The 25,275-nt window shown below is 72.3% G+C and carries 21 protein-coding genes and 1 tRNA gene; 11 read left to right on the top strand and 11 right to left on the bottom strand.

What is annotated here, in order from left to right:
• Positions 1-11 precede the first annotated feature (11 nt).
• The 5 genes from ACIRRU_RS27655 (at position 12) to ACIRRU_RS27635 (ending at position 5,603) form a co-directional block, all read left to right on the top strand.
• Positions 12-491, top strand: coding sequence for a septum formation initiator family protein (locus ACIRRU_RS27655; RefSeq protein WP_403684986.1), 480 nt, complete (start codon positions 12-14; stop codon positions 489-491).
• A 101-nt stretch (positions 492-592) separates the two neighbouring features.
• A complete protein-coding gene (locus ACIRRU_RS27650) occupies positions 593-1,189 on the top strand; it encodes a DUF501 domain-containing protein (protein ID WP_403684984.1) in 597 nt (198 codons plus the stop codon).
• The gene (locus tag ACIRRU_RS27645; RefSeq protein WP_403684982.1) at positions 1,186-2,130 is read left to right on the top strand and encodes an exopolyphosphatase; all 945 of its coding nucleotides are present in this window, start codon (positions 1,186-1,188) and stop codon (positions 2,128-2,130) included. The genes ACIRRU_RS27650 and ACIRRU_RS27645 overlap by 4 nt, the downstream gene beginning before the upstream one ends.
• Positions 2,131-2,575: 445 nt before the next feature.
• Positions 2,576-3,967 carry an NAD(P)/FAD-dependent oxidoreductase gene (locus ACIRRU_RS27640; protein WP_363201268.1) on the top strand — a complete coding sequence of 464 codons (1,392 nt, stop codon included), beginning with the start codon at positions 2,576-2,578 and terminating at the stop codon, positions 3,965-3,967.
• Positions 3,968-4,259: 292 nt separating this feature from the next.
• On the top strand, positions 4,260-5,603 hold the full coding sequence (locus tag ACIRRU_RS27635) for a class I SAM-dependent methyltransferase (protein WP_403684980.1): 1,344 nt from the start codon (positions 4,260-4,262) through the stop codon (positions 5,601-5,603).
• 103 nt (positions 5,604-5,706) lie between these two features.
• Here the strand turns inward: ACIRRU_RS27635 and ACIRRU_RS27630 are convergent, their stop codons facing one another.
• Positions 5,707-8,241: an ABC transporter permease gene (locus ACIRRU_RS27630; RefSeq protein ID WP_403684978.1), complete on the bottom strand. Its 2,535-nt coding sequence runs from the start codon at positions 8,239-8,241 to the stop codon at positions 5,707-5,709.
• A gap of 66 nt (positions 8,242-8,307) precedes the next feature.
• Positions 8,308-9,078 (bottom strand): ABC transporter ATP-binding protein, encoded by a 771-nt coding sequence (locus ACIRRU_RS27625; protein WP_363201271.1) that lies wholly within the window; start codon positions 9,076-9,078, stop codon positions 8,308-8,310.
• Between the two features lie 618 nt (positions 9,079-9,696).
• Here ACIRRU_RS27625 and ACIRRU_RS27620 point away from each other — a divergent pair.
• From ACIRRU_RS27620 to ACIRRU_RS27610, 3 genes are all read left to right on the top strand, one after another.
• Positions 9,697-9,782: transfer RNA gene (locus tag ACIRRU_RS27620), tRNA-Leu, on the top strand.
• Between the two features lie 272 nt (positions 9,783-10,054).
• Positions 10,055-10,936, top strand: coding sequence for a Bax inhibitor-1/YccA family protein (locus ACIRRU_RS27615; RefSeq protein ID WP_403684976.1), 882 nt, complete (start codon positions 10,055-10,057; stop codon positions 10,934-10,936).
• Positions 10,937-11,138: 202 nt separating this feature from the next.
• The gene (locus ACIRRU_RS27610) at positions 11,139-11,456 is read left to right on the top strand and encodes a hypothetical protein (protein ID WP_403684974.1); all 318 of its coding nucleotides are present in this window, start codon (positions 11,139-11,141) and stop codon (positions 11,454-11,456) included.
• 33 nt (positions 11,457-11,489) lie between these two features.
• On the opposite strand, the gene ACIRRU_RS27605 is transcribed toward ACIRRU_RS27610, so the two are convergent.
• The 3 genes from ACIRRU_RS27605 to ACIRRU_RS27595 form a co-directional block, all read right to left on the bottom strand.
• Positions 11,490-12,347, bottom strand: a complete 858-nt coding sequence (locus tag ACIRRU_RS27605; protein WP_363201346.1) for a hypothetical protein — start codon at positions 12,345-12,347, stop codon at positions 11,490-11,492.
• Positions 12,348-12,875: 528 nt separating this feature from the next.
• Entirely contained in the window at positions 12,876-14,096 is a 1,221-nt protein-coding gene (locus ACIRRU_RS27600) for an acetyl-CoA C-acetyltransferase (RefSeq protein WP_403684972.1), read from the bottom strand.
• A 214-nt stretch (positions 14,097-14,310) separates the two neighbouring features.
• Positions 14,311-15,312 (bottom strand): SGNH/GDSL hydrolase family protein, encoded by a 1,002-nt coding sequence (locus tag ACIRRU_RS27595; protein WP_403685006.1) that lies wholly within the window; start codon positions 15,310-15,312, stop codon positions 14,311-14,313.
• 178 nt (positions 15,313-15,490) lie between these two features.
• Here ACIRRU_RS27595 and ACIRRU_RS27590 point away from each other — a divergent pair, with 178 nt between their 5' ends.
• Positions 15,491-16,897 carry a cystathionine beta-synthase gene (locus ACIRRU_RS27590; RefSeq protein WP_403684970.1) on the top strand — a complete coding sequence of 469 codons (1,407 nt, stop codon included), beginning with the start codon at positions 15,491-15,493 and terminating at the stop codon, positions 16,895-16,897.
• A 610-nt stretch (positions 16,898-17,507) separates the two neighbouring features.
• On the opposite strand, the gene ACIRRU_RS27585 is transcribed toward ACIRRU_RS27590, so the two are convergent.
• Positions 17,508-17,942: a hypothetical protein gene (locus ACIRRU_RS27585; protein WP_403684968.1), complete on the bottom strand. Its 435-nt coding sequence runs from the start codon at positions 17,940-17,942 to the stop codon at positions 17,508-17,510.
• Positions 17,943-18,124: 182 nt separating this feature from the next.
• Here ACIRRU_RS27585 and ACIRRU_RS27580 point away from each other — a divergent pair, with 182 nt between their 5' ends.
• The gene (locus ACIRRU_RS27580) at positions 18,125-18,970 is read left to right on the top strand and encodes a MurR/RpiR family transcriptional regulator (RefSeq protein WP_403684966.1); all 846 of its coding nucleotides are present in this window, start codon (positions 18,125-18,127) and stop codon (positions 18,968-18,970) included.
• A 114-nt stretch (positions 18,971-19,084) separates the two neighbouring features.
• Here ACIRRU_RS27580 and ACIRRU_RS27575 read toward each other — a convergent pair whose 3' ends face one another.
• The 5 genes from ACIRRU_RS27575 to ACIRRU_RS27555 all read right to left on the bottom strand — a co-directional run bounded on the left by ACIRRU_RS27575 (position 19,085) and on the right by ACIRRU_RS27555 (position 23,204).
• The gene (locus tag ACIRRU_RS27575; RefSeq protein WP_010059861.1) at positions 19,085-19,459 is read right to left on the bottom strand and encodes a hypothetical protein; all 375 of its coding nucleotides are present in this window, start codon (positions 19,457-19,459) and stop codon (positions 19,085-19,087) included.
• A gap of 214 nt (positions 19,460-19,673) precedes the next feature.
• Positions 19,674-20,147 (bottom strand): roadblock/LC7 domain-containing protein, encoded by a 474-nt coding sequence (locus tag ACIRRU_RS27570; protein WP_403684963.1) that lies wholly within the window; start codon positions 20,145-20,147, stop codon positions 19,674-19,676.
• 38 nt (positions 20,148-20,185) lie between these two features.
• The gene (locus tag ACIRRU_RS27565) at positions 20,186-20,935 is read right to left on the bottom strand and encodes a transcriptional regulator (RefSeq protein WP_403685005.1); all 750 of its coding nucleotides are present in this window, start codon (positions 20,933-20,935) and stop codon (positions 20,186-20,188) included.
• Positions 20,936-21,237: 302 nt separating this feature from the next.
• Positions 21,238-21,660: a hypothetical protein gene (locus ACIRRU_RS27560; protein ID WP_403684961.1), complete on the bottom strand. Its 423-nt coding sequence runs from the start codon at positions 21,658-21,660 to the stop codon at positions 21,238-21,240.
• A 158-nt stretch (positions 21,661-21,818) separates the two neighbouring features.
• Positions 21,819-23,204: an APC family permease gene (locus tag ACIRRU_RS27555; protein WP_403684959.1), complete on the bottom strand. Its 1,386-nt coding sequence runs from the start codon at positions 23,202-23,204 to the stop codon at positions 21,819-21,821.
• A gap of 137 nt (positions 23,205-23,341) precedes the next feature.
• On the opposite strand from ACIRRU_RS27555, the gene hutU reads away from it, so the two are divergent.
• On the top strand, positions 23,342-25,000 hold the full coding sequence (hutU, locus tag ACIRRU_RS27550) for a urocanate hydratase (protein ID WP_403684957.1): 1,659 nt from the start codon (positions 23,342-23,344) through the stop codon (positions 24,998-25,000).
• Positions 25,001-25,275 lie beyond the last annotated feature (275 nt).

The following is a 25,275-nucleotide window of genomic DNA, read 5'->3' as shown; positions in this document are numbered from 1 at the left end:
AGGCGGGAGACATGGCCGGGAACCGCGACCGGTTCTCCACCGCGACCAGGCTGCGGCTGCTCGGCGAGCAGACCGCGGCCCGCGTGTACCGATCCCAGAACCGCCGCCAGGCCCGCCGCTCCCGGCTCACCGGCCGGGCCGCGTTCCTCGCGCTGGTCGTCTGCTCCCTGGTGGTGGCGCTCGCCTACCCGATGCGGCAGTACGTCTCCCAGCGCGACGAGATCGCCGAGCAGGAACGGCTCTCGCAGCAGGCGCGGGAGCGGACCGAGGAGCTGCGGGACGAGAAGGCGCGGCTCCAGGACGACGCGTACATCATGCGTCTGGCCCGCCAGCACCTCCACTACGTCCTCCCCGGGGAGACCGGCTACACCGTGGCCGACCCCGACGCGGCGAAGGACCGGCGCGGTGCGCCCGGGGCGAGCGACCGCCCCTGGCACACCAACCTCTGGGACGGCGTGGACAGCGCCGACCGCGACGACGCGCGCGACTGACCGAACCGGCCGCGTACGTCCGCGCACACCCTTCCCCGCGTCCCGCTCCCCCCGTCCACCACGTTCCCCTCCACGAGCTTCCGAGCAGAACCAAGGCAGGCATGGAAACGCCCCCTCCGCAGACCGAGTCCACCAAGCCCACCGACGCGGACATCGCCGCGTTCGAGCAGCAGCTGGGCCGCCCGCCGCGCGGCCTGCGCGCCATCGCGCACCGCTGCCCCTGCGGCAACCCGGACGTGGTGGAGACCCAGCCCCGTCTGGAGGACGGCACGCCGTTCCCGACGACGTACTACCTGACCTGCCCCCGGGCGGCCTCGGCGATCGGCACGCTGGAGGCCAACGGGGTCATGAAGGAGATGACGGCCCGTCTGGAGAGCGCCCCCGAGCTGGCCGCCGCCTACCGGGCCGCGCACGAGGACTACCTCGCCCGCCGCGACGCCATCGAGGTCCTGGAGGGCTTCCCGAGCGCGGGCGGCATGCCGGACCGGGTGAAGTGCCTGCACGTCCTGGTCGGCCACTCGCTGGCCGCCGGGCCCGGGGTGAACCCGCTGGGCGACGAGGCCATCGCGATGCTGCCCGAGTGGTGGGCCAAGGGCGCGTGCGTGACCCCCTGCGCCGAGGGCCCCGGTGGCCCCGAGGTCTCCGAACGGCCCGGGAGCCCCGAGGTCTCCGGGCGATCCGAGGGACAGGCCCGATGACCCGGGTCGCCGCCGTCGACTGCGGCACGAACTCCATCCGCCTCCTCGTCGCCGACGCGGACCCCGCCACCGGGGCGTTCACCGAGCTGGACCGGCGGATGACGATCGTCCGCCTCGGCCAGGGCGTCGACCGCACCGGACGGCTCGCCCCCGACGCGCTGGAGCGGACCTTCGCGGCCTGCCGGGAGTACGCCGGGGTGATCGGGGAGCTGGGCGCCGAACGCGTCCGCTTCGTGGCCACCTCCGCCTCCCGGGACGCCGAGAACAGCGACGAGTTCGTCCGGGGCGTGCGGGACATCCTCGGCGTCGAGCCCGAGGTGATCACCGGCGACCAGGAGGCCCAGCTCTCCTTCGACGGGGCGACCAAGGAGCTGACCGGCACCGACCGCATGGCGAAGCCGTACCTGGTCGTCGACATCGGCGGCGGCTCCACCGAGTTCGTCCTCGGCTCCGAGACGGTCGCCGCGGCCCGCTCCGTGGACATCGGCTGCGTGCGGATGACCGAGCGTCATCTCGTGGTGGACGGGGCCGTGGTGGACCCGCCGGCCCACGACCGGATCGCCGCGATCCGCAAGGACGTCGAAGCCGCTCTGGACGTGGCAGCCGAGGCCGTGCCGCTGGCCGACGCTGCCACGCTCGTCGGCCTCGCGGGGACCGTCACCACGATCGCCGGGATCGCCCTGGAGCTGCCGGAGTACGACTCCGCGGCCATCCACCACTCCACGGTCACCCGCGGCCAGGTCCGCGCGATCACCGAGCGCCTGCTGCGCTCCACCCACGAGGAGCGCGCCGCGATCCCCGTGATGCACCCCGGCCGCGTCGACGTGATCGGGGCCGGGGCGCTCGTCCTGCTCGCCGTGATGGAGCGGACCGGCGCGCACGAGGTCGTCGTCAGCGAGCACGACATCCTCGACGGCATCGCCTGGAGCGCGGCGGGCTGAGCGGCGGACGGGGCCCCGGGGCTGCGCCGCTCAACCGCTCGTCCACCTGCACCTTTGAGCTGCCCGCTCGCCCCGGTGGGCCGCTTGGGGGACCCCTCACGAGACACGCCGCGGGAAAGTTCGTGAACTTCTTCACAAGGAATTCGGCCCTGTCGGGTGTGGTTCCGGCCCCATCGGCCCGCCCGGGACGCCCACCGGGGTGCGGGGGAGTGCCGTGCGCGGGTTCCGCCCATGTTGCGCCCGTGTGAAAAGCGGGTGTGGTTCACCCGGCCCGGAGGGTCAAGGGGCAGCTCACAGGTGGTGGGCAACGTTTCCGGCGGGGCGGTGGTTCCCCCGCGGACCCATGACCTGGGTCACGTGGGCGGCGAAGTGTAGCAGAGGGTCGGCAGATCCTTGTGAAGGGGCTCACGAGCTCCCCCCGGGGGTGGGGTGGATACTCGATGGCATGAGCACCACGGAGCGTCCCAGGATCCTCGTTGTAGGCGGTGGGTACGTAGGCCTGTACGCGGCTCGTCGCATTCTGAAGAAGATGCGATACGGGGAGGCGACCGTCACGGTCGTCGACCCGCGGTCGTACATGACGTACCAGCCCTTCCTCCCCGAAGCTGCCGCAGGCAGCATCTCGCCTCGGCATGTCGTCGTCCCGCTGCGACGCGTGCTGCCCAAGGCTGAGGTTCTCACCGGTCGGGTCACGACCATCGACCAGGACCGCAAGGTCGCCACGATCGCGCCGCTCGTCGGCGAGGCCTACGAGCTGCCCTTCGACTACCTCGTCGTCGCGATGGGCGCGGTCTCCCGCACCTTCCCGATCCCCGGCCTCGCCGAGCAGGGCATCGGCATGAAGGGCATCGAGGAGTCCATCGGCCTGCGCAACCACGTCCTGGAGCAGCTGGACAAGGCCGACTCCACGACCGACGAGGACGTCCGCCGCAAGGCGCTGACGTTCGTCTTCGTGGGCGGCGGCTTCGCCGGCGCGGAGACCATCGGCGAGGTCGAGGACATGGCCCGCGACGCGGCGAAGTACTACACCAACGTGAAGCGCGAGGACATGCGCTTCATCCTGGTCGACGCCGCCGACAAGATCCTTCCCGAGGTCGGCCCGAAGCTGGGCGCGTACGGCAAGGAGCACCTGGAGAGCCGCGGTGTGGAGATCTACCTCTCCACCTCGATGGACTCCTGCGTCGACGGCCACGTGGTGCTCAAGAACGGCCTGGAGGTCGACTCCAGCACCATCGTGTGGACCGCCGGTGTGAAGCCGAACCCGGCGCTGTCCCGCTTCGGTCTGCCGCTCGGCCCCCGCGGTCACGTGGACACCAGCGAGAAGCTCCAGGTGCAGGGCACCGACTACATCTGGGCCGCGGGCGACAACGCCCAGGTCCCGGACATGGTCGGCCGCCGCGCGGGCAACCCGAACGCCTGGTGCCCGCCCAACGCCCAGCACGCGCTGCGCCAGGCCAAGGTCCTCGGCGACAACGTGATCTCCGGTCTGCGGGGCTTCCCGCAGAAGGAGTACAGCCACGCCAACAAGGGCGCCGTCGCCGGTCTCGGCCTGCACAAGGGCGTCGCGATGATCGTCCTGGGCAAGGTGAAGATCAAGCTCAAGGGCCGTCTCGCCTGGTACATGCACCGCGGCTACCACGGCATGGCGATGCCGACCTGGAACCGCAAGATCCGGATCTTCGCCGACTGGACGCTGGCGATGTTCCTCAAGCGCGAGGTCGTCTCGCTCGGCGCCATGGAGACGCCGCGCGAGGAGTTCTACGAGGCCGCCAAGCCGGCCCCGGCTCCGGCCGTCGCCGCCGCCAAGCCCGAGGGCGAGAAGGCCAAGGCCTCCTGACCTCCCGGTGAGGCCGCTCCGCGAGGAGCGCTCCGTACGACGCCCGAAGGGGCCGTCCGCCATCCGTGGTGCGGACGGCCCCTTCGGCGTTCCCCCGGCCCGGTCGACCTGGTTTCCCCACCGCGCGGACGTGGCATGGACGTGCTGCGCCGATTGCCGCCCGGTAGCGGGATGACGGAGTGTCCGGGCACGGTTGACGCCGGTGTACCGCGCCACGGCGCCCGGTGTGCCGGGGCGGGGACAGCGCTCCCGCGCAGGGTGCGTATCGGGAAACACCACGGAGGTGTGTGCCATGGCCGACGCCGCGTCGCGGCTGACCGCTCTCGCCGAGGGACTGCTCGCACAACCCCTCCCGGTCCGCGTCCGGGCCTGGGACGGCAGCGAATCGGGGCCGCCCGGGGCCCCGGTCCTCGTGATCCGCAGCCGCCGCGCCCTGCGCCGCATCCTGTGGAGACCGGGCGAACTGGGCCTGGCCCGCGCCTGGGTGGCCGGAGAGATCGACGTCGAGGGCGACCTGTACGAGGTCCTCGACCGGATCGCCGGACTCCTGTGGGACCGGGGCGCCGACGCCAAGGACGCCGTCCACCCGGTCCGCGACCCCGCCGTGCGCGCCTTCGCCCGGGGCGTGCTGCGGCTGGCCGGACCCTGGCCGCCGCCCGCCCCGCCGGCCGAGGAGGTCCGCCGCCGCACCGGACGCCTGCACACCAGACGCCGCGACGAAGCGGCCGTCAGCCACCACTACGACGTCGGCAACGACTTCTACGCCCTGGTCCTCGGCCCGTCCATGGTCTACTCCTGCGCCTACTGGCAGGACGGCGGGACCCTGGAGGACGCCCAGCGCGCCAAGCTCGACCTGGTCTGCCGCAAGCTCGGCCTCCAGGAGGGCGACCGCCTCCTGGACGTCGGCTGCGGCTGGGGCTCGATGGCCATCCACGCCGCCCGCGAGTACGGGGCCAGGGTCACCGGCATCACCCTCTCCCGGGAGCAGGCCGCCCACGCCCGCAAGCGCGTCGCCGAGGAGGGCCTGACCGACCGCGTAGAGATCCGTGTCCAGGACTACCGGGACGTCCTTCCCCGAGCCGTCGGCCCCGCCCGGACCGGCCACACCCCGCCCGGACCGTACGACGCGATCTCCTCGATCGGGATGGCGGAGCACGTCGGCTCGGCGCGCCACCGGGAGTACGCCGACGCCCTCTACGCCCTCCTGAAGCCCGGCGGACGCCTCCTGAACCACCAGATCGCCCGCCGCCCCGAACCGGACGAGGACGCCTACCGGCTCGACGACTTCATCGACGCCTACGTCTTCCCCGACGGCGAACTCGCCCCGCTCGGCCGCACCCTGGCCACCCTGGAGGAGGCCGGGTTCGAGGCCCGGGACGTCGAGGCGCTGCGCGAGCACTACGCGCTGACCCTGCGCCGATGGGTGGCCAACCTGGAGCAGAACTGGGAGCGGGCCGTACGGGCCACCTCGCCGGGCCGGGCCCGGGTCTGGCGGCTCTACATGGCCGCCTCCGCGCTCGCCTTCGAGAGCAACCGGATCGGGGTCAACCAGATCCTGGCGGTGCGCCCGGCGCCGGAGGGCGGCTCCGGGCTGCCGCTGCGCCCCCGCGCCTGGACGGAGAACGGCACGGCGTGACCCGTACGCCCGCGGGCGGAAAGACCCGAGGGGCCGGTGCACCGCCTTCCAGCGGTGCACCGGCCCCTCGTCGTCCCCTTGTCCCGGCCTCCCCGGGGGCGGGTCACTCCGTCTTGATCGCCGTCAGCATGTTGAGCTTCGCGGCGCTGCGGGCGGGCCACAGGGCGGCGAGCACGCCCACGAGAGCGGCCAGGGCCAGGAAGACCGCGAGCCGGTCCCACGGGATGACCAGGGCGTAGCCCGGGATGTCCGAGGACAGGGTCTGGCCGATCGCCCAGCCGAGGAAGACCCCGAGGCCGACCCCGATCAGCGCGCCGAAGACCGAGATGACGATGGCCTCCAGACGGATCATCCGCTTGACCCGGCCGCGGTCCAAACCGATCGCACGGAGCATGCCGATCTCCTGCTGCCGCTCGAACACCGACATCGCGAGGGTGTTGACGACCCCGAGGACCGCGATCAGCAGGGCCATGGCGAGCAGCCCGTACATGATGTTCAGGGCGGTGTTGACGAAGCCGCCGAACGAGTCACGGATGTCCTGCCGGTCCATGACGCTCATGGCCGGGTTGTCGCCGAGCGCGCTGACGATCGACTTCTCGGTGGCCTGGCTCGCGCCGCCGTCCGCCTTGATCCAGATCTCGCGGATGTCGGGACGGGAGGAGGCGCTGTGCTGGTCGGCGAGGTCCTTCGGAACGACGAAGGTCGACAGGAAGTCGTTCTTCTCGTAGACCGCCCCGATCGTCACCTCGCCCTTCTTCTCGTCGTCGAACGTCACCGGGAGGGTGTCGCCGGTCTTCCAGCCGTTCGACTTCGCGGCGTCCGAGGCGACCGCGACCTGCCCGTCCTTCAGCGAGCCGAGCGAACCGGAGACCACGTCCAGCGAGAAGACCTTCTCCACGTCGCCGGGGGTGACGCCGGAGACGGACTGGTGGTCGCCGTCGACCTGGAAGTACGTCGACTGCTGCGGGGAGATCGCGGCGACGCCGTCCGCCTTCTCCAGGGCGGTGAGCGCCGACTGGTCCAGCGAGTCGCCGCTGGCCATCGAGATCAGGTAGTCGGCCCTGATGTTGTCCGTGGTCATCTTGTCGATGGCCTGGCCGAGGGTGACGCCGAGCACCGAGATCCCGGTGACCAGGGTCAGGCCGATCGCCAGCGCGGAGGCGGTGGCTCCGGTGCGCCGCGGGTTGCGGACCGCGTTCTGCGAGGCCAGCTTCCCCGAGACACCGAACAGCTTGGACAGCGCCGGGCGCACCAGGGCGATGACCGGGCGGGACAGCAGCGGGATCAGGACGATGACGCCGATCAGGGCGAAGAAGGCGCCGAGCGCCACCAGGGCGCGGCCATTCGTCCCACCGGCCCCGGCGCCGGCGACGATGGCGGCCGCGCCGATCAGGGTGATCACGGCGCCGATGGAGTTCCGGACGACCAGGGACTTCACGGTCGGTGTGGCGTGGACGCTGCTCATCGCGGCCATGGGGGCGATCTTCGCGGCCCGGCGGGCGGGCAGCCAGGCGGCCAGCACCGTGATCAGGATGCCGACGGCGAGGGCGGAGACGACCGCGGTGGGCGAGACGACCAGCGGACCGTTGGGGATCTTGCCGCCGAGCATCCCCATCGCCGAGCGCAGCGCGGCGGCGAGGCCGACGCCGAGGGCGAAGCCGATCACCGAGGCGAGCACGCCGACCACGGCGGCCTCGATCAGCACCGAGCGCTTGACCTGGCGGCGGGTGGCGCCGATGGCGCGCATCAGGGCCAGCTCACGGGTGCGCTGAGCGACCAGCATGGTGAAGGTGTTGGTGATGAGGAAGATGCCGACGAACAGGGCGATGCCCGCGAAGGCCAGCAGCATGGTGTTGAGGCTGGTGAGGCCGGACTCGATGTCCTTGGCCTGCTGGTCGGCGAGGGCCTGGCCGGTCCGTGCGGTGGCCTCGTCGGGCAGCAGCGGCTCGATCTCGTCCAGCAGCTTCTGGTCGGAGGCGCCGGGGGCGGCCGTCACGTTGGCGTTCTTGAAGACGCCGGGCTTCAGGTAGAGCTTCTGGGCGGTCGCGGTGTCGAACAGCACGAGGCTGCCGCCCGCGTTGACCGCGCCGTCCTCGGTGGTGAAGACACCGGAGAGGGTGTACTCCTTCACCGGACCGTTGGTCGCGACCCGCACCGGGTCGCCGACCCGGTACTTGCCCTTCTCCGCGGTGTCCTTGTCGAGCGCGATCTGACCGTTCTTCACCGGGCCGTCGCCCTGGGTGAACGCGTACGCGTCGTCCTTGCCGTTCTCGCCGGGGGCGAAGTTGCCGCCGGTGTTGGACCAGCCGTTGCCGATCAGCTTGCCGTCGGGGTCGGCGACCCCGGCGAAGCCCTCGACCCGGCCGGTGACGGAGGCGACGCCGTCCAGGCCGCGGACCTTGTCCAGGGTGGCCTGGTCGAGGCCCTGGACCTTCTCGTCGCGCTCGCCGGCGTAGGTCTGGACGGCGACGGCGACGTTGTCGTAGCTCTTGGCGGACTGGTTGCGGAAGGCGTTGCCGAGGGTGTCGGTGAAGACCAGGGTGCCGGAGACGAACGCTACGCCGAGCATGACGGCGAGCACGGTCATCAGCAGCCTGGCCTTGTGCGCGAGCACATTGCGCAGGGCGGTACGGAACATGTCTGTGAGTCCTGGGATGAGTTCCGGAAGGGGGACGGGGACGCGGCGGCCGCGGGGCCGCCCGCGTCAGCTCGTGCGGCCCTTCGCGTCGAACGCCTTCATCCGGTCGAAGACCCGGTCGGCGGTCGGCTGCACGATCTCGTCGACGACCGCGCCGTCGGCGAGGAAGATGACCCGGTCCGCGTAGGCGGCGGCCGTCGCGTCGTGGGTCACCATCACCACGGTCTGGCCCAGCTCGCGCACGGAGTTGCGCAGGAAGCCGAGGACCTCGGCGCCGGAGCGGGAGTCCAGGTTTCCGGTCGGCTCGTCACCGAAGATGATCTCGGGCTGCGAGGCCAGGGCGCGGGCCACGGCGACCCGCTGCTGCTGACCGCCGGACAGCTCGGTCGGGCGGTGCCCCAGGCGGCCCGAGAGCCCCACCATGTCGATGACGTTCTGGAGCCAGGCGGAGTCCGGCTTACGGCCCGCGATGTCCATCGGCAGGGTGATGTTCTCCTGCGCGGTGAGCGTCGGCAGCAGGTTGAACGCCTGGAAGATGAAGCCGATCTTGTCCCGGCGCAGCTGGGTGAGCTGCTTGTCCTTCAGCGTGCCCAGCTCGGTCTCGCCGATGCGGACCGAACCGCTGCTGAAGCTGTCGAGACCGGCGACGCAGTGCATCAGCGTCGACTTGCCGGAGCCGGAGGGGCCCATGATCGCGGTGAACTCGCCGCGCGGGAAGTCCACGGTCACCCGGTCCAGGGCGACGACCTTCGTCTCACCCTGGCCGTAGACCTTCGACAGCTCCGTGGCGCGGGCGGCCACCGTGGTGGCGCGGTGAACGGTAGGGGTGGTGGTCACAGGGAAGCTCCTGGTTCGGTGAGGGGGACGGCGCCCCGGGTGTGGACGGCACACGGGTGTGCACGGCACGTGGGGTGCCGGGCGGCGCCGACGGCGCCACCCGGGGACTTACTCCATCCTTACGTCCCGATCACGCCGGGACGTCACCCCCGGTGCCCGTTCCCGTAGCCGCCCTGAGTCGCACCGAGCGAGTGCCCCCGTCCTCCTCGGGTATGACACCGACCCGGGACGAGTAGGAGAACGGCCGCCCGGCCCGACTCAGAGCGCCCGACGGTGACCCACGGTGACCGTCTGCCCCCTCGGCCGGCACCCGCGTCCGGAGGACGAGCGGGGGCGGGCGACAGGACTCCGGAACGCCCGGGGAGGCGAGGGTGGCGGGGGCCCTGGCGAAGCCTGGCGCGGCCCTGGCGCATTGAGCCGTACGGGTGCGGCGACTTTCCGTCAATCCCGCGCGGCGCCTGGTCCGGTCAGGATCGGGCGCGGCCGTGGGGACGGAACGGCCCGCTGTGCTGACGGCTCCTCAAGCGGTCAATAAAATAAGACAACATCGCGCCACTGTTCCTCTGATCGAGGGACGCCCCCGGATAGGGTCGGTAGCCACGCGGAGCCGCGCGGCACGCCCGGATGGTGGAACGTAGACACGGCGAGCTTAAACCTCGCTGCCCCTCGGGGGCGTGCCGGTTCGAGTCCGGCTCCGGGCACCATTCCGCTGACCGTGCGTGATCAGGCATAACAGCCCGAATTCAGGCCCCCGGGACGTCGCCGTGGGAACACCGCGGGAACACCTCGTGAACTCCGGCCCCCCGAAATCGCTCCGCCCGCCCGGGGCGCATCCCGGGCGACGTGACGCATTACGGGATACACGAGGCATCGCGGGAGAACCGCGGGAAAGATCCTCCCCTGGCACTAGGGTGATTCTTTTGCCTACCCATTACTCTTGTCGCAAGGCCACGCAGTGTGGCCATGGAGGAGTGAGATGAGGAGCAGCAACCCGGTCTTCTCGCGACGGGGGTTCAGCCGCGACAACGGCCACGCGGGCTTCAACGCGGCGCCGCAGGCCGGGGCCGCGGCGGGGGCCAACCCCTACGCACAGGGCACCGCGACCAACCCGTACGCCACCAACCCCTACGCACAGCAGGGCACCCAGCCCGGCGCCCCGGCGCCCGCGCGCACCGACGCGATGACCATCGACGACGTGGTGACGCGTACGGCGATGACGCTCGGCACCGTGATCGTGGCCGCCGCCATCGCCTGGTGGGTCCTGCCGGTCGACCAGGCGAACCTGGGCACCGCCTACGGCGTCGCCATCGGCGCCGCCCTGATCGGCTTCGTGCTGTCGCTGGTCAACTCGTTCAAGCGCCGGCCCTCGCCGCCGCTGATCCTGACGTACGCCGCCTTCGAGGGTGTCTTCCTCGGCATCGTCAGCAACATCGTCAGCGTCTACGTCGCCCCCGGCGCGGCGATGCAGGCGGTGCTCGGCACGATGGCGGTCTTCGCCGGTGTGCTGATCGCCTACCGCACGGGCCTGATCCGGGTCACCCGCCGCTTCTACGGCTTCGTGATGGCGGCTCTCATCGGCTTCACGCTGCTGATGATGGTCAACCTGCTGTTCGCCGTCTTCGGCGGCGGTGACGGCCTCGGCTTCCGCAGCGGCACGATGGGCCTCATCTTCGGCATCGTGGCCATCGTGATCGGCGCGGCCGTCCTCGCCCTCAACTTCAAGCAGGTCGAGGACGGCGTCGCGTACGGCGCTCCCCGCGAGGAGGCGTGGCTGGCGGCCTTCGGTCTCACCGTGACCCTGGTGTGGATCTACATCGAGATGCTGCGTGTGGTCGCCATCCTCCAGGGTGACGACTGACCTCCACCGGGAGCCGTGCCACCCGCACGACCCGTAGCCGTACCGCAAGGGCCCGCAGGCACCCCGCCTGCGGGCCCTTGCGCGTGCCGGGGCCGTGCCGGGGGGCCGCGACGCCGGAGCGCGTCGTGGTGTCGTGTCGTGGGACCGCGTCGCGCGGGGAGTCCGTTGGCGGGCGTGCGGGCGCGCCGCGTAGGGTCGGCGCGTGCTCGATACGACGCCCCTCATCCAGGCCGTGGACCGCTTCGCCGACCGGCTGCGCGCCGCCCCCCAGAGCCGCCTCCAGCGCGGTGCGGCCGCCGAGGCGCTGACCGCCGCCCGGGAGCTCGCGACCCGCGCCCAGCGGCTGGAGAACCCCGGCGCCGCGCCGCGCGAGCTGCCCGACGCCGGGGTGTTCGCGGTGGGCGACCAGCTCGCCGTCGCGGGCCGGGACCTGGCCGTGGCACTGGAAACGGCCCCGTCCCAGGAGCTGGACGAGGCCGTGCGATACGTCGGGGAAGCGGCGGCGCGGGCCCTCGGGTGAGGCGGAGAGGCACGCGCCGGACGGAAGCGGAACTCAGAACGAGGCGATGACGCGGTCCGCGAGGATGTAGACGCTCTCCTCGCCGCAGGAGAAGGTCAGCGCGTAGGCGCCGGAGACACCCGAACCGCCCAGCAGGACCGGCCGGCCGCCCTCCCGCAGCGCCTCGGCGAGCCGTTCGGCGGTCTCGCGGTGGCCCGGGGTCATGCAGAGCGTGGTGCCGTCGGCGAACACGTACACGTCCAGCGTGCCCAGCGGCCCCGGACGCACGTCGGTCAGCGCGGTCGCCAGATCGGCCAGCTCCTCCAGCCGGTTCACGGTGCGCTCGTGGTCGGTGACCACGGGCGTCTGCACGGGGACGAAGTCCGGGTGCGAGGGGTGGCGGCGGCGGGCGGCGGCCAGCTCGGGGGAGTCCTCGGGGAACTCGGCGATCTCCGGAAGGTCGGTCAGCTCACCGGCCTCGTGCTCCGCGAGGGTGCGCTCGCTCAGCTCCACCAGCTCCTCCATCGCGTCGGCCGCTTCGAGGTCCAGGGACTCCAGACCCGCGAAGTCGGCCTGCCGGGGCAGGTAGTACGGCGCGACGGCGTCGTCGCCGAGCCCGGACAGGCCGCCCAGCAGGGATGGGGCGTCGGCGGCGTCACGGGCCTCCTGGGCGGCCCAGAAGGCGCGCGCCTCGGCCAGCTCGCGCTCCCGCTCCTCGGCCAGCGCCTCGGCGACCGCCGCGCGTATCTCCTCGGCGGGGGTGACCGTACTGCGGCTCTGTGGTGGCACGGACGCGGTGCGGGCGTGGCCGTCGGCCAGCTCGGTGCGCAGGGCCGCCACCTGCTGGCGCAGCCCGTGAGCGGCGTGCAGCGCGGCGGCGCCGACGGCCGTGGCAGCGGCGGTGGTCAGCAACAGGGCAAATGACATAGCGCTCACTGACGTACTCCCGGTTTCACTCGATACCCCCGACTTCCTACATCAGCTTGGCCTGTCCGGGTAAGTGCTGTCAGTGCATTACGTCACGAAATGGACAGGTCTTTCGGTCCGACGTTTACCCGTCGTTCGCCTCTGACCTGCGGAAACGTATCTCCCCCGGGATGCAGGTCACATCCTGGGGGAGATTCGGTCACGTTCGGGGCTCGGCGGGATTGGAAAACCCCCGACGCGGAAGAGTAGCGCCTGCGCTGCGGGCAGGTGCTGCCCTCGTCCCTCGGACGACCCCTACCCTCCGCTGCGGCTCAGCGCAGCCGCTCGTGCTGAACGGTCGCGCTGTGCTTCGCCTGCGCTGCGGGCAGGTGCCGCCCTCGTTCCTCGGACGACCCTTACCCTCCGCTGCGGCTCAGCTCAGCCGCTCGTGCTGGAGGGTCGCGCTGTGCTTCGCCTGCGCTGCGGGCAGGTGCCGTCCTCGTCCCTCGGACGACCCCTACCCTCCGCTGCGGCTCAGCTCAGCCGCTCGATCACCATCGCCATGCCCTGGCCGCCGCCCACGCACATCGTCTCCAGGCCGAACTGCTTGTCGTGGAACTGGAGGCTGTTGATGAGCGTGCCGGTGATCCGGGCGCCGGTCATGCCGAAGGGGTGGCCGACCGCGATCGCTCCGCCGTTGACGTTGACCTTCTCCAGCGGCAGGCCGAGGTCCCGGTAGGAGGGGATGACCTGGGCGGCGAACGCCTCGTTGATCTCGGCGAGGTCGATGTCGGCGACACTCAGGCCCGCGCGCTTCAGCGCCTGCTTGCTGGCCTCGACGGGGCCGTGGCCCATGATCTCGGGGGAGAGGCCGGAGACGCCGGTGGAGACGATCCGGGCCAGTGGGGTCAGGCCCAGCTCGCGCGCCTTGGTGTCGGACATGATCACCAGGGCGGCGGCGCCGTCGTTGAGGGGGCAGCAGTTGCCCGCGGTGACCAGGCCGTCGGGGCGGAAGACCGGCTTCAGGCCCTGCACGCCCTCCAGCGTGACGCCCGCGCGCGGGCCGTCGTCCTGGGCGACGACCGTGCCGTCCGGGGTGGTGACCGGGGTGATCTCCCGTTCCCAGAAGCCGTTCGCCAAGGCCTCCTCGGCGAGGTTCTGCGACCGTACGCCGAACTCGTCCATGTCCTGGCGGGTGATGCCCTTGAGCCGGGCCAGGTTCTCCGCCGTCTGCCCCATCGCGATGTAGGGGTCCGGGACGAGGCCGTCCTCGCGCGGGTCGTGCCAGCTCGCGCCGGATTCCTCGGCACGGGCTGCCGTACGGGCCTCGGCCTCGGCGAACAGCGGATTGTGCGTGTCCGGCAGGCTGTCGGAGTTCCCCTTGGTGAAGCGGGACACCATTTCGACGCCCGCCGAGATGAAGACGTCGCCCTCGCCCGCCTTGATCGCGTGCAGCGCCATCCGGCTGGTCTGCAACGAGGAGGAGCAGTAGCGGGTGACCGTACAGCCGGGAAGGTGGTCCATCCCCATCCGCACGGCGATGACGCGGCCCAGGTTGTTGCCCTGCTCGCCGCCGGGCAGACCGCAGCCCAGCATCAGGTCGTCGATGTCCTTCGGGTCCAGCTCGGGGACCTTGGCCAGCGCGGTCTGGATGATCGTGGCGGTCAGGTCGTCCGCCCGCAGGTCCTTCAGGGAGCCCTTGAAGGCGCGGCCGATCGGCGAACGGGCGGCAGAGACGATCACGGCTTCGGGCATCACGCGGCTCCAAGGGGCTGGAAGGCTGTACGGCTGGACGTCTGAGGGGGGGTGCGGGCCGGACGGACTGTGCCGACGGGCGGAACTCCCCTGGAAGTTACCCGGACGTATCGCCGGGGTCATCGGGCAGGCCGTGTGATGCGGACCTCTTTTCTAAGCGCTTGCTCAGGCTTGATCGCCCGCAGGCGGCGGCCTCCGTACGGCCCCCGCCGGGCTACGCGTGGCCGTGGGCGGCGTCCGGGTGCGGGTGCGGGACGGGTTCGGTGGAGGAGGGCAGACGCCGCCGTCTGCGGTGCTTGAGGAGGGCCCAGGGCGCCCGCGCGCCCGTGACCTCCGTACCGGCCTCCCGGGCCGCCTGGGACGCCGCCTTGGCCACCGGCAGGATGTCCTCGCTGCGCGCGCCGTCCAGCCGGTCGGTCTCCGGCCACAGGCCCAGGACCGCGCAGAGCGTGGGCAGCACCGCCATGGCCGCCGTGGCGTACCCCTCGGCCGAGGGGTGGTAGTTGTCCGGGCCGAACAGTTCGCGCGGGTTCGCCGCGAACTCCGGGCCCAGCAGGTCCCCCAGCGACACCGTGCGCCCGCCCTGCTCCACCGTCCCGATCGTCTGTGCGGCGGCCAGCTGCCGGCTCACCCGCCGGGCCATCCAGCGCAGCGGCTGGTAGACCGGCTCGATCGTGCCCAGGTCCGGACAGGTGCCCACGACCACCTCCGCGCCGGCCGTCCGCAGCCTGCGCACCGCCGTCGTCAGGCAGCGCACCGACTGGGTGGCGGGCATCCGGTGCGTGACGTCGTTCGCCCCGATCATGATCACGCAGACGTCCGGAGTGCGCGCCGGGTCCGCGAGCAGCAGCGAGACCTGCCGCTCCAGATCGTCCGACCGGGCCCCCGGCAGGGCCACGTTCCGCAGGTCCACCGGCCGCTCGGACACCGCCGCGAGCCCCGAGGCGAGCAGCGCCCCCGGGGTCTGCCCGGCCCGCCGCACCCCCTGGCCCGCCGCCGTCGAGTCCCCGAGGATCCCGAGCCGCAGCGGATCGTTCGGCCCGGCGAACGCCACCCCGTACCGTCCGTCCGCGCTCGGCGGCACCGGCGCCGTACCGCCGCCCACCTGCCTCTTCGCGAGCTGGACCTCCGCCAGGAACACGCCCACGGCCGCCGCACCGATCAGCCCGATGCTGCCGCCGCCGTAGGCCGCGCCCGCCGCGATCCGCCGTGCCACCCTTGCCCTCGACACAGTCCGGTCCACCTCCTCCTCGCCGTACCGCCGTACTTCTGCCTGCCTGCCCCACTTCTACCTACCTGCCCCGCGAGGACCTTCGCGTATTCCTTCCCGTACGCACAGTCCCTCCCGTACGCATACTCTGGGCCGGACCATCTCGGAGATCCCGGAGTACACGGTGCAATTCCACGATTCGATGATCAGTCTTGTCGGCAACACCCCGCTGGTGAGGCTGCGCAACGTCACGGCAGGTATCCAGGCGACCGTCCTGGCCAAGGTCGAGTACTTCAACCCCGGCGGGTCGGTGAAGGACCGCATCGCGCTGCGCATGATCGAGGCGGCCGAGCAGAGCGGGGAGCTGAAGCCCGGCGGCACCATCGTCGAGCCGACCAGCGGCAACACCGGCGTCGGGCTCGCCATCGTCGCGCAGCAGAAGGGCTACAAGTGCATCTTCGTCTGCCCGGACAAGGTGTCCACGGACAAGATCAACGTGCTGCGCGCGTACGGTGCCGAGGTCGTCGTCTGCCCCACGGCCGTCGACCCTGAGCACCCCGACTCGTACTACAACGTCTCCGACCGGCTGGTCACCGAGACGCCGGGCGCCTGGAAGCCGGACCAGTACTCCAACCCGAACAACCCGCGCTCGCACTACGAGACCACCGGTCCCGAGCTGTGGGAGCAGACCGAGGGGAAGATCACCCACTTCGTCGCGGGCGTCGGCACCGGCGGCACCATCAGCGGCACCGGGCGCTACCTCAAGGAGATCAGCGACGGCGCGGTCCAGGTCATCGGCGCGGACCCGGAGGGCTCGGTCTACTCCGGCGGCTCCGGGCGGCCGTATCTGGTCGAGGGCGTCGGCGAGGACTTCTGGCCGAGCGCCTACGACCGGAACGTCACCGACGAGATCGTCGCGGTCTCCGACAAGGACTCCTTCCAGATGACCCGCCGCCTCGCCAAGGAGGAGGGGCTGCTGGTCGGCGGCTCCTGCGGCATGGCGGTCGTCGGCGCCCTGGAGGTCGCCCGGCGGCTCGGCCCCGACGACGTCGTCGTGGTGCTGCTCCCCGACAGCGGGCGCGGCTACCTCAGCAAGATCTTCAACGACGAGTGGATGGCCGACTACGGCTTCCTGGAGGACTCCGGCCCCTCGGCCCGGGTCGGCGCGGTCCTGGACTTCAAGGAGGGCCCGATGCCCTCCCTCGTGCACATGCACCCGGAGGAGACGGTCGGCGAGGCCATCGAGGTGCTGCGTGAGTACGGCGTCTCCCAGATGCCGATCGTGAAGCCGGGCGCCGGTCACCCGGACGTGATGGCCGCCGAGGTCATCGGCTCCGTCGTGGAACGGCAGCTGCTGGACGCGCTGTTCACCCAGCGCGCCTCGCTGACCGACCCGCTGGAGAAGCACATGTCGGCCCCGCTGCCGCAGGTCGGCTCCGGCGAACCGGTCGAGGACCTGATGTCCGTGCTCAGTGGCGCCCAGGGCGCGGACGCGGCGATCGTGCTCGTCGAGGGCAAGCCCAAGGGTGTGGTGAGCAGGCAGGACCTGCTGGCGTTCCTCGCCGAGGACGCGGGCTCGGCGAAGAGCTGAGGGACCGGGCCCCCTCCTGGGAGAGCCAGGAGGCGGGGCCCTTCCCGGGAGAGCCAGGGACCGAGGCTGCTCCCGGGAGAGCCAGGGGCCGGGCCCGCGCTCACGGGAGAGCCAGGGCGGGCTTCGCACGCCTCCCCGGGTGTCCGGGGCGGGGCTTCGGGCACCCCTCGCGGCGTGCGAGGCGTGGCTTCGCGAAAACGGTACGAGCGCGTCACGTCCGCGCAGCACCCGCTTAACACGGCTCCGGCACATTGGTGGGTGTCGGCAGGGAAGCCCGCCGGCACCCAGAACGGCGACACCGGACTACGGAGCGGCTCCCGGACCTCCACCGTCGCCCGGACGCGGGCATCCGGCCCTGACCCGGATCGCGTCCCTCGCGGGGACCGCCGTCGTCCCGCCCCCCGGGTGACCGGGGGTGCGGCGGTCCCCGCGACATACTTCGGCGCGGCCGGACTCCCCCGTGGGTCCGGCCGCGCGGTCATGTGCCGCGCGGCGCCTGCGGCAGCTCTCCGGAAGGCGCTGGAATTTTCCGAAACCGGCCCGCGCGTGCCGGAGTTTCCCCCGGAACCGGCCGGAGCTTGCCGGAACCTCTCGTGACCTCCCGGTGGGCTCAGCCCGTCCAGTCGGATATCCCGTCGTTCTCGCGTACCGCGCCGTCCTCCCGGCGGCGGAACAGCCGTCCGCCCCGCGCCGCCTGGAAGGCGTTGACCCCGACGATGCCGAGCCAGCTCACCACCAGCCCTCCGATCCCGGCGTTCGCCGCCCCGATCGCGGACAGCGGGACGGCCAGGACCAGCGAGACGACGGCCAGGCCGTGCCGCTCCCCGAAGCTTCCGGGCGGGGCCGGGCGCCCGCCCCGGGCGACCGTGACCTGCTGCTCCGCCAGCTGCCTGCGCACCCGGCGGTCGAGCGTGGTGTCGAGGCGCCGGTCGACCTTCTCCAGAAACGAGTCGATGAGCGCGGCCTCGTACTCCGCGCCCAGCTCCCCGCGGGCCTGGAGCGTGGCGGCAAGCTCCTTCTTGAGGTCCTGGTCACGGGTTTCCATACCGTCGACGGTACGGATCCGGAGGCCTGGTGACAGTGGGGCTAGCCCCCTGTTTTCCGGGGGTTAACCCCCGTCGCGCGCCGCCCCGGGCCCGGCACTGCATATGGACATACAGCTACCTTCCTGGCTGAATAGAACCGTCGGCGCCGGTCGGGGCGCGACGGACTCAGCAAGGGGACACCATGAGCGGGAGCAGCCCCGCCGCACGGTTGCAGCGGCTCTTCGAGGGCCACCGGCTCACGCCCACCCAGCGGCGCATCGCTCACTGCATGGTGCGCCGGGCCGCCGACGCGCCGTTCCTGTCCAGCGTCGAGCTGGCGGAGCTGGCCGGGGTGAGCCAGCCCTCCGTGACCCGGTTCGCCGTGGCGCTCGGCTTCGACGGCTACCCCGCGTTGCGCAGGCACCTGCGCGAGGTCGCGCCCGCCGACGCGGAGTCGGTGGAGACGGGGGACACGTACAACGAGTACCAACAGGCCGTCCGCGCCGAGATCGAGAACCTCCAGCACCTGGCGGACCTGCTCGCCGACCCGGCCCCGGTGGAACGGGCCGGGCGGCTGCTGGCCGGGTCGCGACCGCTGCCGGTGCTGGGGCTGCGCGCCGCGTCCTCGCAGGCCCGCGGGTTCGGCTACTTCGCCGCCAAGGTGCACCCCGACGTCCGCGTGCTCGACGAGGGCGGCAGCATGCTGCTCGACCGGATCGACACCGCCCGGCGGGCCGGGGCCACCGCCCTGATGTGCTTCGCGCTGCCCCGCCACCCCAGGGAGAGCGTGGAGGCGCTGGCGTACGCCCGGGACCAGGGGCTGACCGTCGTGACGGTCGCCGACTCGGCGTTCGCCCCCGTCGCCAAGCACAGCGATCTGCTGCTCCCGGCGGCCATCGGCTCCGGGCTCTCCTTCGACACGGTCTGCGCGCCGATGCTGCTGGGACGGGTGCTGCTGGAGGCGATCTGCGACGAACTCCCCGAGGCCCAGGCGCGGCTGGAGGAGTTCGACGTCCGGGCGGCGGCTCGCGGCCTCTTCGTGGAGTGACCACGGGGCATGGAGCCACCACGGATCATGGAGCGACCACGGCCACGGGCCGCCGGTGTGGCCGGGGCGGCTGTGGCCGTGGTCGGTCGATGCCAGGGACGGCCCGGCCCGGGGTCAGACCTCCAGCTCGGCCTCGATCTTCTTCAGCTGGTGGCGGGCCATCGCCAGGTTCGCCCGGCTCGCGTCCAGCACCAGGTAGAGGAAGAGCCCGTTGCCGCCGCGGGTCTTCAGCAGCCGGATCAGGTGGTACTGGGTGTTCAGCGTGATCAGGATGTCCTCGATCTCCTCCTTGAGCCCCAGGTGCTCCATGGTGCGGAGCTTGGCGCGGATCACGTCCGTGTTGCCCGCGGCGGCGACCTCCAGGTTGAAGTCCTTGCCCCCGCCCAGCGTGCCCAGGGCCATCCCGCTGGTGTAGTCGACGAGGGCGGCACCCGTGGCGCCCTCGATCGAGCTCATCGCTTCCTTCAGTGTCGCTTCGGTGTTCGCCATGGAGGCTCGTTTCCTTTCCCTGGCCGGTCGCGGTGACCGGGTCCGTTTCTGAGGGGTCCTCTGTGCCGGTTTCGGTGCCGGTCCCGGCGCGGGTTCCGGCGCCGGTTCCGGTGCGGGCTGTGGCGCGGGCTTCTGCGTGATGGCTGAGTCCCGGTGGTCGATGGCGGTACGGGTGGGGGGAGCGGGCCGCCGCGGTGGGGCGTGACGGCGCGCGCTACGTGGGGCGTTGCGGCAGGGCGCGGCCGGGGGCCCCGGTGGGGCGGGGCGGTACGGCGCGGGAGGCCGGGGCGGGGCGGTCGGCGCGCTCCAGGGCGGCGTCGACGAGTTCGCCGATCCGGGCGCCCGCGCGGCGGCCCTCCAGATGGAGGCGGCCGACGTTGATGCGGTCCTCGGCCAGCAGGGTCAGCACGGCGGACGAACCCGCCGCGTAGGTCGCGATGTAGCCGGTGCCGCCGCGGACCAGCAGTTCGCGGAAGCCGCCCCGGCCGGTGGCGTCGGTCATCCGGATGGAGACGCCGAGGGCGGCGGCGGTGAGGGCGGCGACGCCCTCCGCCTCCACGCCCGGGGTGTCGTGGGCCAGGACCAGGCCGTCGGTGGAGGCGGCCAGCGCCCCGGAGAGTAGCGGGACCCGGGCGCGTAACCGCTGGAGCTCGTCGAGGACATCACGCACTTCGGCCTCGGGCACCATCAGCTGTCTCCTCCCGGCACGCTGTCTGAGCGCGCGTATCACAAGGCCTCCAATGCGTCTCGGAGTCGGCGCAGCAGGGCGATATCGGGGTCGGCCGTCACCTCGGGGAGCGTGATCCGGCCGGGCGACGCGGCGGCGTCGGGCAGCGGCCGGGCGCGGACCGCGGCCACCAGTCCGGCCGCGGCCAGCCGACGCAGGTCTACCAGGACGTGGAAGGCGGAGCGGCCCAGCGCCTGGGCGATGCCGGAGGCCGTACGGACCCCGTCGGCCAGCTCCAGCACGCGGCGCTGCCGGACCGGGACCGGGGCGTCGGACGGGCGGTCCGCCGTACGGACGAGCGGGGCGCTGTCGCAGGCGGCGTCCGGCCAGATCCGGTCGAGGAACTCCCGGCGGCGCAGCGTCTCGCGCTCCACGGCGGCCACCGGCACCGGGCGCACCGGGCCGATCCAGTGCGAGACCCCGTACCGGAACCGCGCGGGCGTCCCGGTCGGGGCGAGCGCGAAGAACGCGGCGTCGTACAGCGCGCCCAGATGGCACAACTCCAGTGCGCCGCCCGGCACATGGCCGCTTTCCACCAGATAGCGGCCGACCCGGTGGCCCGCCCCGGCCTGGGCGACCGCGTCCCACCAGCCCTCGTACCGCAGGGTGCCGCCGGTGGTGAGCAGCACGTCGATGCCCGGGGTCGCCGGGCTCTCGGCGTGCACCACCTGGCCGTCGGCCAGATACAGCGTGCCGCGGTCGCGCATCAGGGCGCCCGTGGCCCGCTCGGCGGCCAGTCGCTGGAGCATCGGGGAGAGCACCGGAAGCGGGTCCCCGTCCGAGGAGTCCGTGGAGTCAGGGGAGTCAGGGGATTCCGTGGAGCCCGGGGAGTCCATGGATCCCGGGGAGTCCGGTGCGCCGGGAGCGGCCGGGCCGGTGTCGGCGGGGGATCTTGGGGCAGAGGCGATGACGCCGGGGGGCGTGGGGCCGGGAGCCGTGGTGTCCGGGGCGGCGGGACCCGGCTGCGCGCCGGAGCGGGGGCCGGGGTGCGCGCCGGAGCGCGGGGCGGGGTGTGCACCTGGTTGCGCCCCGGGGGCGGCGGCTATCGCGCTCATGCCAGCACCAGCCGTTCGGCCAGCTCACCCAGGCGCAGCCGGGCGAAGGCGAGGTTGCCCTCGGACCGGTCCAGCCACAGATGCAGGAAGACGCTGCTGTCGAATGCCGTCTCCACGAAGCGGAGCATGTGGTATCCGTCGTGCGTGGTGACGATGACGTCCTCGACGGGCGTGCTCGGCGGTTCCGCCGCCTCCCGCGCCCCCGCGGCTCCGCCCCCTTCCGCGAGGTGGGCGAAGGCGGGCTGCTCGGCGGTCATCCGGGCCACCTCGGCCGTCTCGGCGGCGGTGGCCTCGTGGTCGCCGTTGGGGGACTCCCCGATGGTGCCGAGGGCGAGTCCGCTCGTCCAGTCGACCACCGAGGCGCCCCGGGCGCCGGGCAGCCTCATGACTTCGAGCAGGCACTCGTCGATTCCGGGCACGCGGATCTCCCCTCCCGACGTGGCGTACGGCTGTAACGCAGAGGCTACGCATCGTGCTCACGGCCGGTGGAGGTTCTGGCATTTTCCTTTGGTACATGCCCTGCGGGGTGTAAAGGAGCGGCCGAAATGTGGTGGCCGGGACGAAAGGTGACGCCGGGTCAGCCCGCGTCGGCTCCGGACTTCGCGCGGGCCGCCAGCACGGCCTTGTTGACCGCCCACAGCCCGATCCCGACGAGCAGCAGGATCCCGGCGCGTACGTACACGTCGGAACCCCGGTCCGCGAGCGGGCTCGCCAGGACCAGCGAGGTGATCGCGCCGAGCACCGGCAGGGCGGTGGGAGTACGGAAGTGGCGGTGCTCCACCGGGTCCCGGCGCAGCACCAGTACGGCGATGTTGACCACGGCGAAGACGCAGAGCAGGAGGAACGAGGTGGTGTCGCCGAGCCCCTCGATCTCGCCGGTGGACACCAGGCCGATCGCGAGGACGGAGACGAAGACGATGCCGACCCAGGGGGTGCGCCGCCGGGCCAGCACCTTGCCCATCGCGGGGGGCAGGATGCGTTCGTTGGCCATGCCGTAGCAGAGCCGCGAGGCCATCATGATGTTGATCAGGGCCGAGTTGGTGACGGCGAACAGGGCGATCAGCGCGAAGAGTTTCGGCGGGAAATCGACGCCGCCCGCCTTCACCACTTCCAGCAGCGGCCCGCTGGACCCCGCCAGGGTGCGGGAGTCGACCAGCAGCGAGGAGACCAGCGCGACCAGGACGTAGATCGTGCCGGTGATGCCCACCCCGAGGAAGATGGCGCGGGGGAAGGTACGGGTGGGGTTCTTGGTCTCCTCGGCCATGTTCACCGAGTCCTCGAAGCCGACGAACGCGAAGAAGCCCAGCGCGGTGGCGCCGAGCACCCCGGTGACCAGGGCGTACCCGGTGCCGCCCGTCTCGATCTGGGTCAGCCGGGCCGGCTCGCCCTCGCCGCTGAACACCGCGTACGCGCCGATCGCGAGGATCACCGCCAGCCCGCTCAGCTCCACCAGGGTCAGCACGACGTTCGCCTTGACCGACTCGGCGACCCCGCGCAGGTTGATCGCGGCCAGCGCGAGGACGAACAGGATCGCGATCAGGGTCGGCGGCACCGCGTCGGTGAACTCCCCCAGGTAGTCGCCGCTGAACGCGCGGGCCGCCGCGCTCGCGGAGGAGAGCCCCGAGCACATCACCATGAAGGCGACGACGAAGGTCAGGAAGGGGATCTTGAACGCCTTCTGGGTGTAGAGAGCCGCGCCCGCCGCCTTCGGGTACTTGCCGACCAGTTCCACGTACGAGGCGGCCGTCAGCAGCGCCACGGCGAACCCGATGGCGAAGGGCAGCCAGAGCGCGCCGCCGACCTTGCCCGCGACGTCCCCGGTGGTCGCGTAGATACCGGTACCGAGGATGTCGCCGACGACGAAGAGGACCAGCAGCTTGGGGCCCAGCGCGCGCTTGAGCGGTGGCGAGCCGCCGGCGTCCTTCGGCGGCGGGGCGGTCGCGGGCGTGTCGGGAGTGCTCATGGGGGCCTCCGGGGGACAGCCGCCGGGACGGCGGGAAACACGTGTTCCCGATCGGAGCGCGAACCCCACCTGTTGACTACGACTATTCAGAGGATCAGGATGTGAATAGATTTTCACCGTCGCGAGGAGGCACCGCCATGTCAGGACCCCGCCCCGTACGGGCACCGCGCGGCAGCGCGCTGACCGCCCTGGGATGGCAGCAGGAAGCCGCCCTGCGGATGTTGCAGAACAACCTGGACCCCGAGGTCGCCGAGCACCCCGACAAACTCGTCGTCTACGGCGGCACCGGCAAGGCGGCCCGCGACTGGCGCTCGTTCGACGCGATGGTGCGCACCCTTCAGACGCTCAAGCAGGACGAGACGATGCTCGTCCAGTCCGGGCGGCCGGTCGGCGTCATGCAGACCCACGAGTGGGCGCCGCGCGTACTGATCGCCAACTCCAACCTGGTCGGCGACTGGGCCAATTGGGAGGAGTTCCGCCGCCTGGAGGCGCTCGGCCTGACCATGTACGGCCAGATGACCGCCGGGTCCTGGATCTACATCGGCACCCAGGGCATCCTCCAGGGCACCTACGAGACCTTCGCCGCCGTCGCCGCGAAGAAGTTCGGCGGCACGCTGGCGGGCACCATCACCCTGACGGCCGGGCTCGGCGGCATGGGCGGCGCCCAGCCGCTCGCCGTCACCATGAACGACGGCGTCGCGATCTGTATCGACTGCGACCCGCGCGCCATTGAGCGCCGCATCGAGCACCGCTACCTGGACGTCAGGGCCGACAGCCTGGAGCACGCCCTCCAGCTCGCCGTCGAGGCCCGTGACGCCCGCCGCCCCCTCTCCATCGGCCTCCTCGGCAACGCCGCCGAACTGCTGCCCCGGATGCTGGCCGAGGGCGCGCCCGTCGACATCGTCACCGACCAGACCAGCGCCCACGACCCGCTGGCCTACCTCCCGCTCGGCGTCGACTTCGACGACATGGCCACGCTCGCCGCCGACAAGCCCGCCGACTTCACCCAGCGGGCCCGCGAGTCGATGGCCCGGCACGTGGAGGCCATGGTCGGCTTCATGGACGCCGGGGCCGAGGTCTTCGACTACGGCAACTCCATCCGCGGCGAGGCCCAGCTCGCGGGCTACGACCGGGCCTTCGACTTCCCCGGCTTCGTCCCCGCCTACATCCGGCCCCTCTTCTGCGAGGGCAAGGGCCCCTTCCGCTGGGCCGCCCTCTCCGGTGAGGCGTCCGACATCCACAAGACGGACCGGGCGCTCCTGGACCTCTTCCCGGAGAACGAGTCCCTGCACCGCTGGATCACGATGGCCGGGGAGCGCGTCCACTTCCAGGGGCTGCCCGCCCGCATCTGCTGGCTCGGCTACGGCGAGCGCGACAAGGCGGGCGAGCGCTTCAACGACATGGTCGCCAGTGGCGAACTGGCCGCCCCGCTGGCCATCGGCCGCGACCACCTGGACTGCGGCTCGGTCGCCTCCCCGTACCGCGAGACCGAGGCCATGCTCGACGGCTCCGACGCCATCGCGGACTGGCCGCTGCTCAACGCCATGGTCAACGTGGCCTCCGGCGCCTCCTGGGTCTCCCTCCACCACGGCGGCGGCGTCGGCATGGGCCGCTCCATCCACGCGGGCCAGGTCTCCGTCGCCGACGGTACGAAGCTCGCGGGCGAGAAGATCCGCCGCGTCCTGACCAACGACCCCGGCATGGGCGTCATCCGCCATGTCGACGCGGGCTACGACATCGCGGACTCCGTCGCCGCGGAGCAGGGCGTACGCGTCCCGATGGCGGAGGACCACTGATGCCGACGCCCACCCCCACGCCTGAACCCGGGCCCACTCCCGGGGTCGGCACCCCGCCCGGCACGGGGGGCGGCACCGGGGCCGACGGCCCGGCCGGGGCTGGTGCGCGGCCTGGGGCGGCTACCTCGCCGGGGGCCGGGGCCGGTGCGCGGTCCGGCGCCGGGGGCGAGACCCCGGCCGGAGCCGGTGGCCCGGCCGAAGCCGAGGCGGCTACCCCGCCCGGGGGCGGAGGCGGCACCCCGCCGTCGGCCGGGGCCGGTGCGCGGCCCGAGGCG

Origin of the sequence: Streptomyces sp. NPDC101181 (assembly GCF_044767975.1) — a bacterium.
Classification (GTDB): domain Bacteria; phylum Actinomycetota; class Actinomycetes; order Streptomycetales; family Streptomycetaceae; genus Streptomyces.
This window is presented reverse-complemented; position numbering and strand designations above follow the sequence as displayed.

Excerpts from the sequence above, each read along its gene's own strand:
- hutU (WP_403684957.1), top strand. The coding sequence starts at position 23,342 with ATGTCAGGACCCCGCCCCGTACGGGCACCGCGCGGCAGCGCGCTGACC.
- ACIRRU_RS27645 (WP_403684982.1), top strand. The coding sequence starts at position 1,186 with ATGACCCGGGTCGCCGCCGTCGACTGCGGCACGAACTCCATCCGCCTC.
- ACIRRU_RS27630 (WP_403684978.1), bottom strand. The coding sequence starts at position 8,241 with ATGTTCCGTACCGCCCTGCGCAATGTGCTCGCGCACAAGGCCAGGCTG.
- ACIRRU_RS27635 (WP_403684980.1), top strand. The coding sequence starts at position 4,260 with ATGGCCGACGCCGCGTCGCGGCTGACCGCTCTCGCCGAGGGACTGCTC.
- ACIRRU_RS27565 (WP_403685005.1), bottom strand. The coding sequence starts at position 20,935 with ATGCTCCAGCGACTGGCCGCCGAGCGGGCCACGGGCGCCCTGATGCGC.
- ACIRRU_RS27615 (WP_403684976.1), top strand. The coding sequence starts at position 10,055 with ATGAGGAGCAGCAACCCGGTCTTCTCGCGACGGGGGTTCAGCCGCGAC.
- ACIRRU_RS27655 (WP_403684986.1), top strand. The coding sequence starts at position 12 with ATGGCCGGGAACCGCGACCGGTTCTCCACCGCGACCAGGCTGCGGCTG.
- ACIRRU_RS27580 (WP_403684966.1), top strand. The coding sequence starts at position 18,125 with ATGAGCGGGAGCAGCCCCGCCGCACGGTTGCAGCGGCTCTTCGAGGGC.
- ACIRRU_RS27600 (WP_403684972.1), bottom strand. The coding sequence starts at position 14,096 with ATGCCCGAAGCCGTGATCGTCTCTGCCGCCCGTTCGCCGATCGGCCGC.
- ACIRRU_RS27640 (WP_363201268.1), top strand. The coding sequence starts at position 2,576 with ATGAGCACCACGGAGCGTCCCAGGATCCTCGTTGTAGGCGGTGGGTAC.
- ACIRRU_RS27555 (WP_403684959.1), bottom strand. The coding sequence starts at position 23,204 with ATGAGCACTCCCGACACGCCCGCGACCGCCCCGCCGCCGAAGGACGCC.
- ACIRRU_RS27575 (WP_010059861.1), bottom strand. The coding sequence starts at position 19,459 with ATGGCGAACACCGAAGCGACACTGAAGGAAGCGATGAGCTCGATCGAG.
- ACIRRU_RS27570 (WP_403684963.1), bottom strand. The coding sequence starts at position 20,147 with ATGGTGCCCGAGGCCGAAGTGCGTGATGTCCTCGACGAGCTCCAGCGG.
- ACIRRU_RS27650 (WP_403684984.1), top strand. The coding sequence starts at position 593 with ATGGAAACGCCCCCTCCGCAGACCGAGTCCACCAAGCCCACCGACGCG.
- ACIRRU_RS27585 (WP_403684968.1), bottom strand. The coding sequence starts at position 17,942 with ATGGAAACCCGTGACCAGGACCTCAAGAAGGAGCTTGCCGCCACGCTC.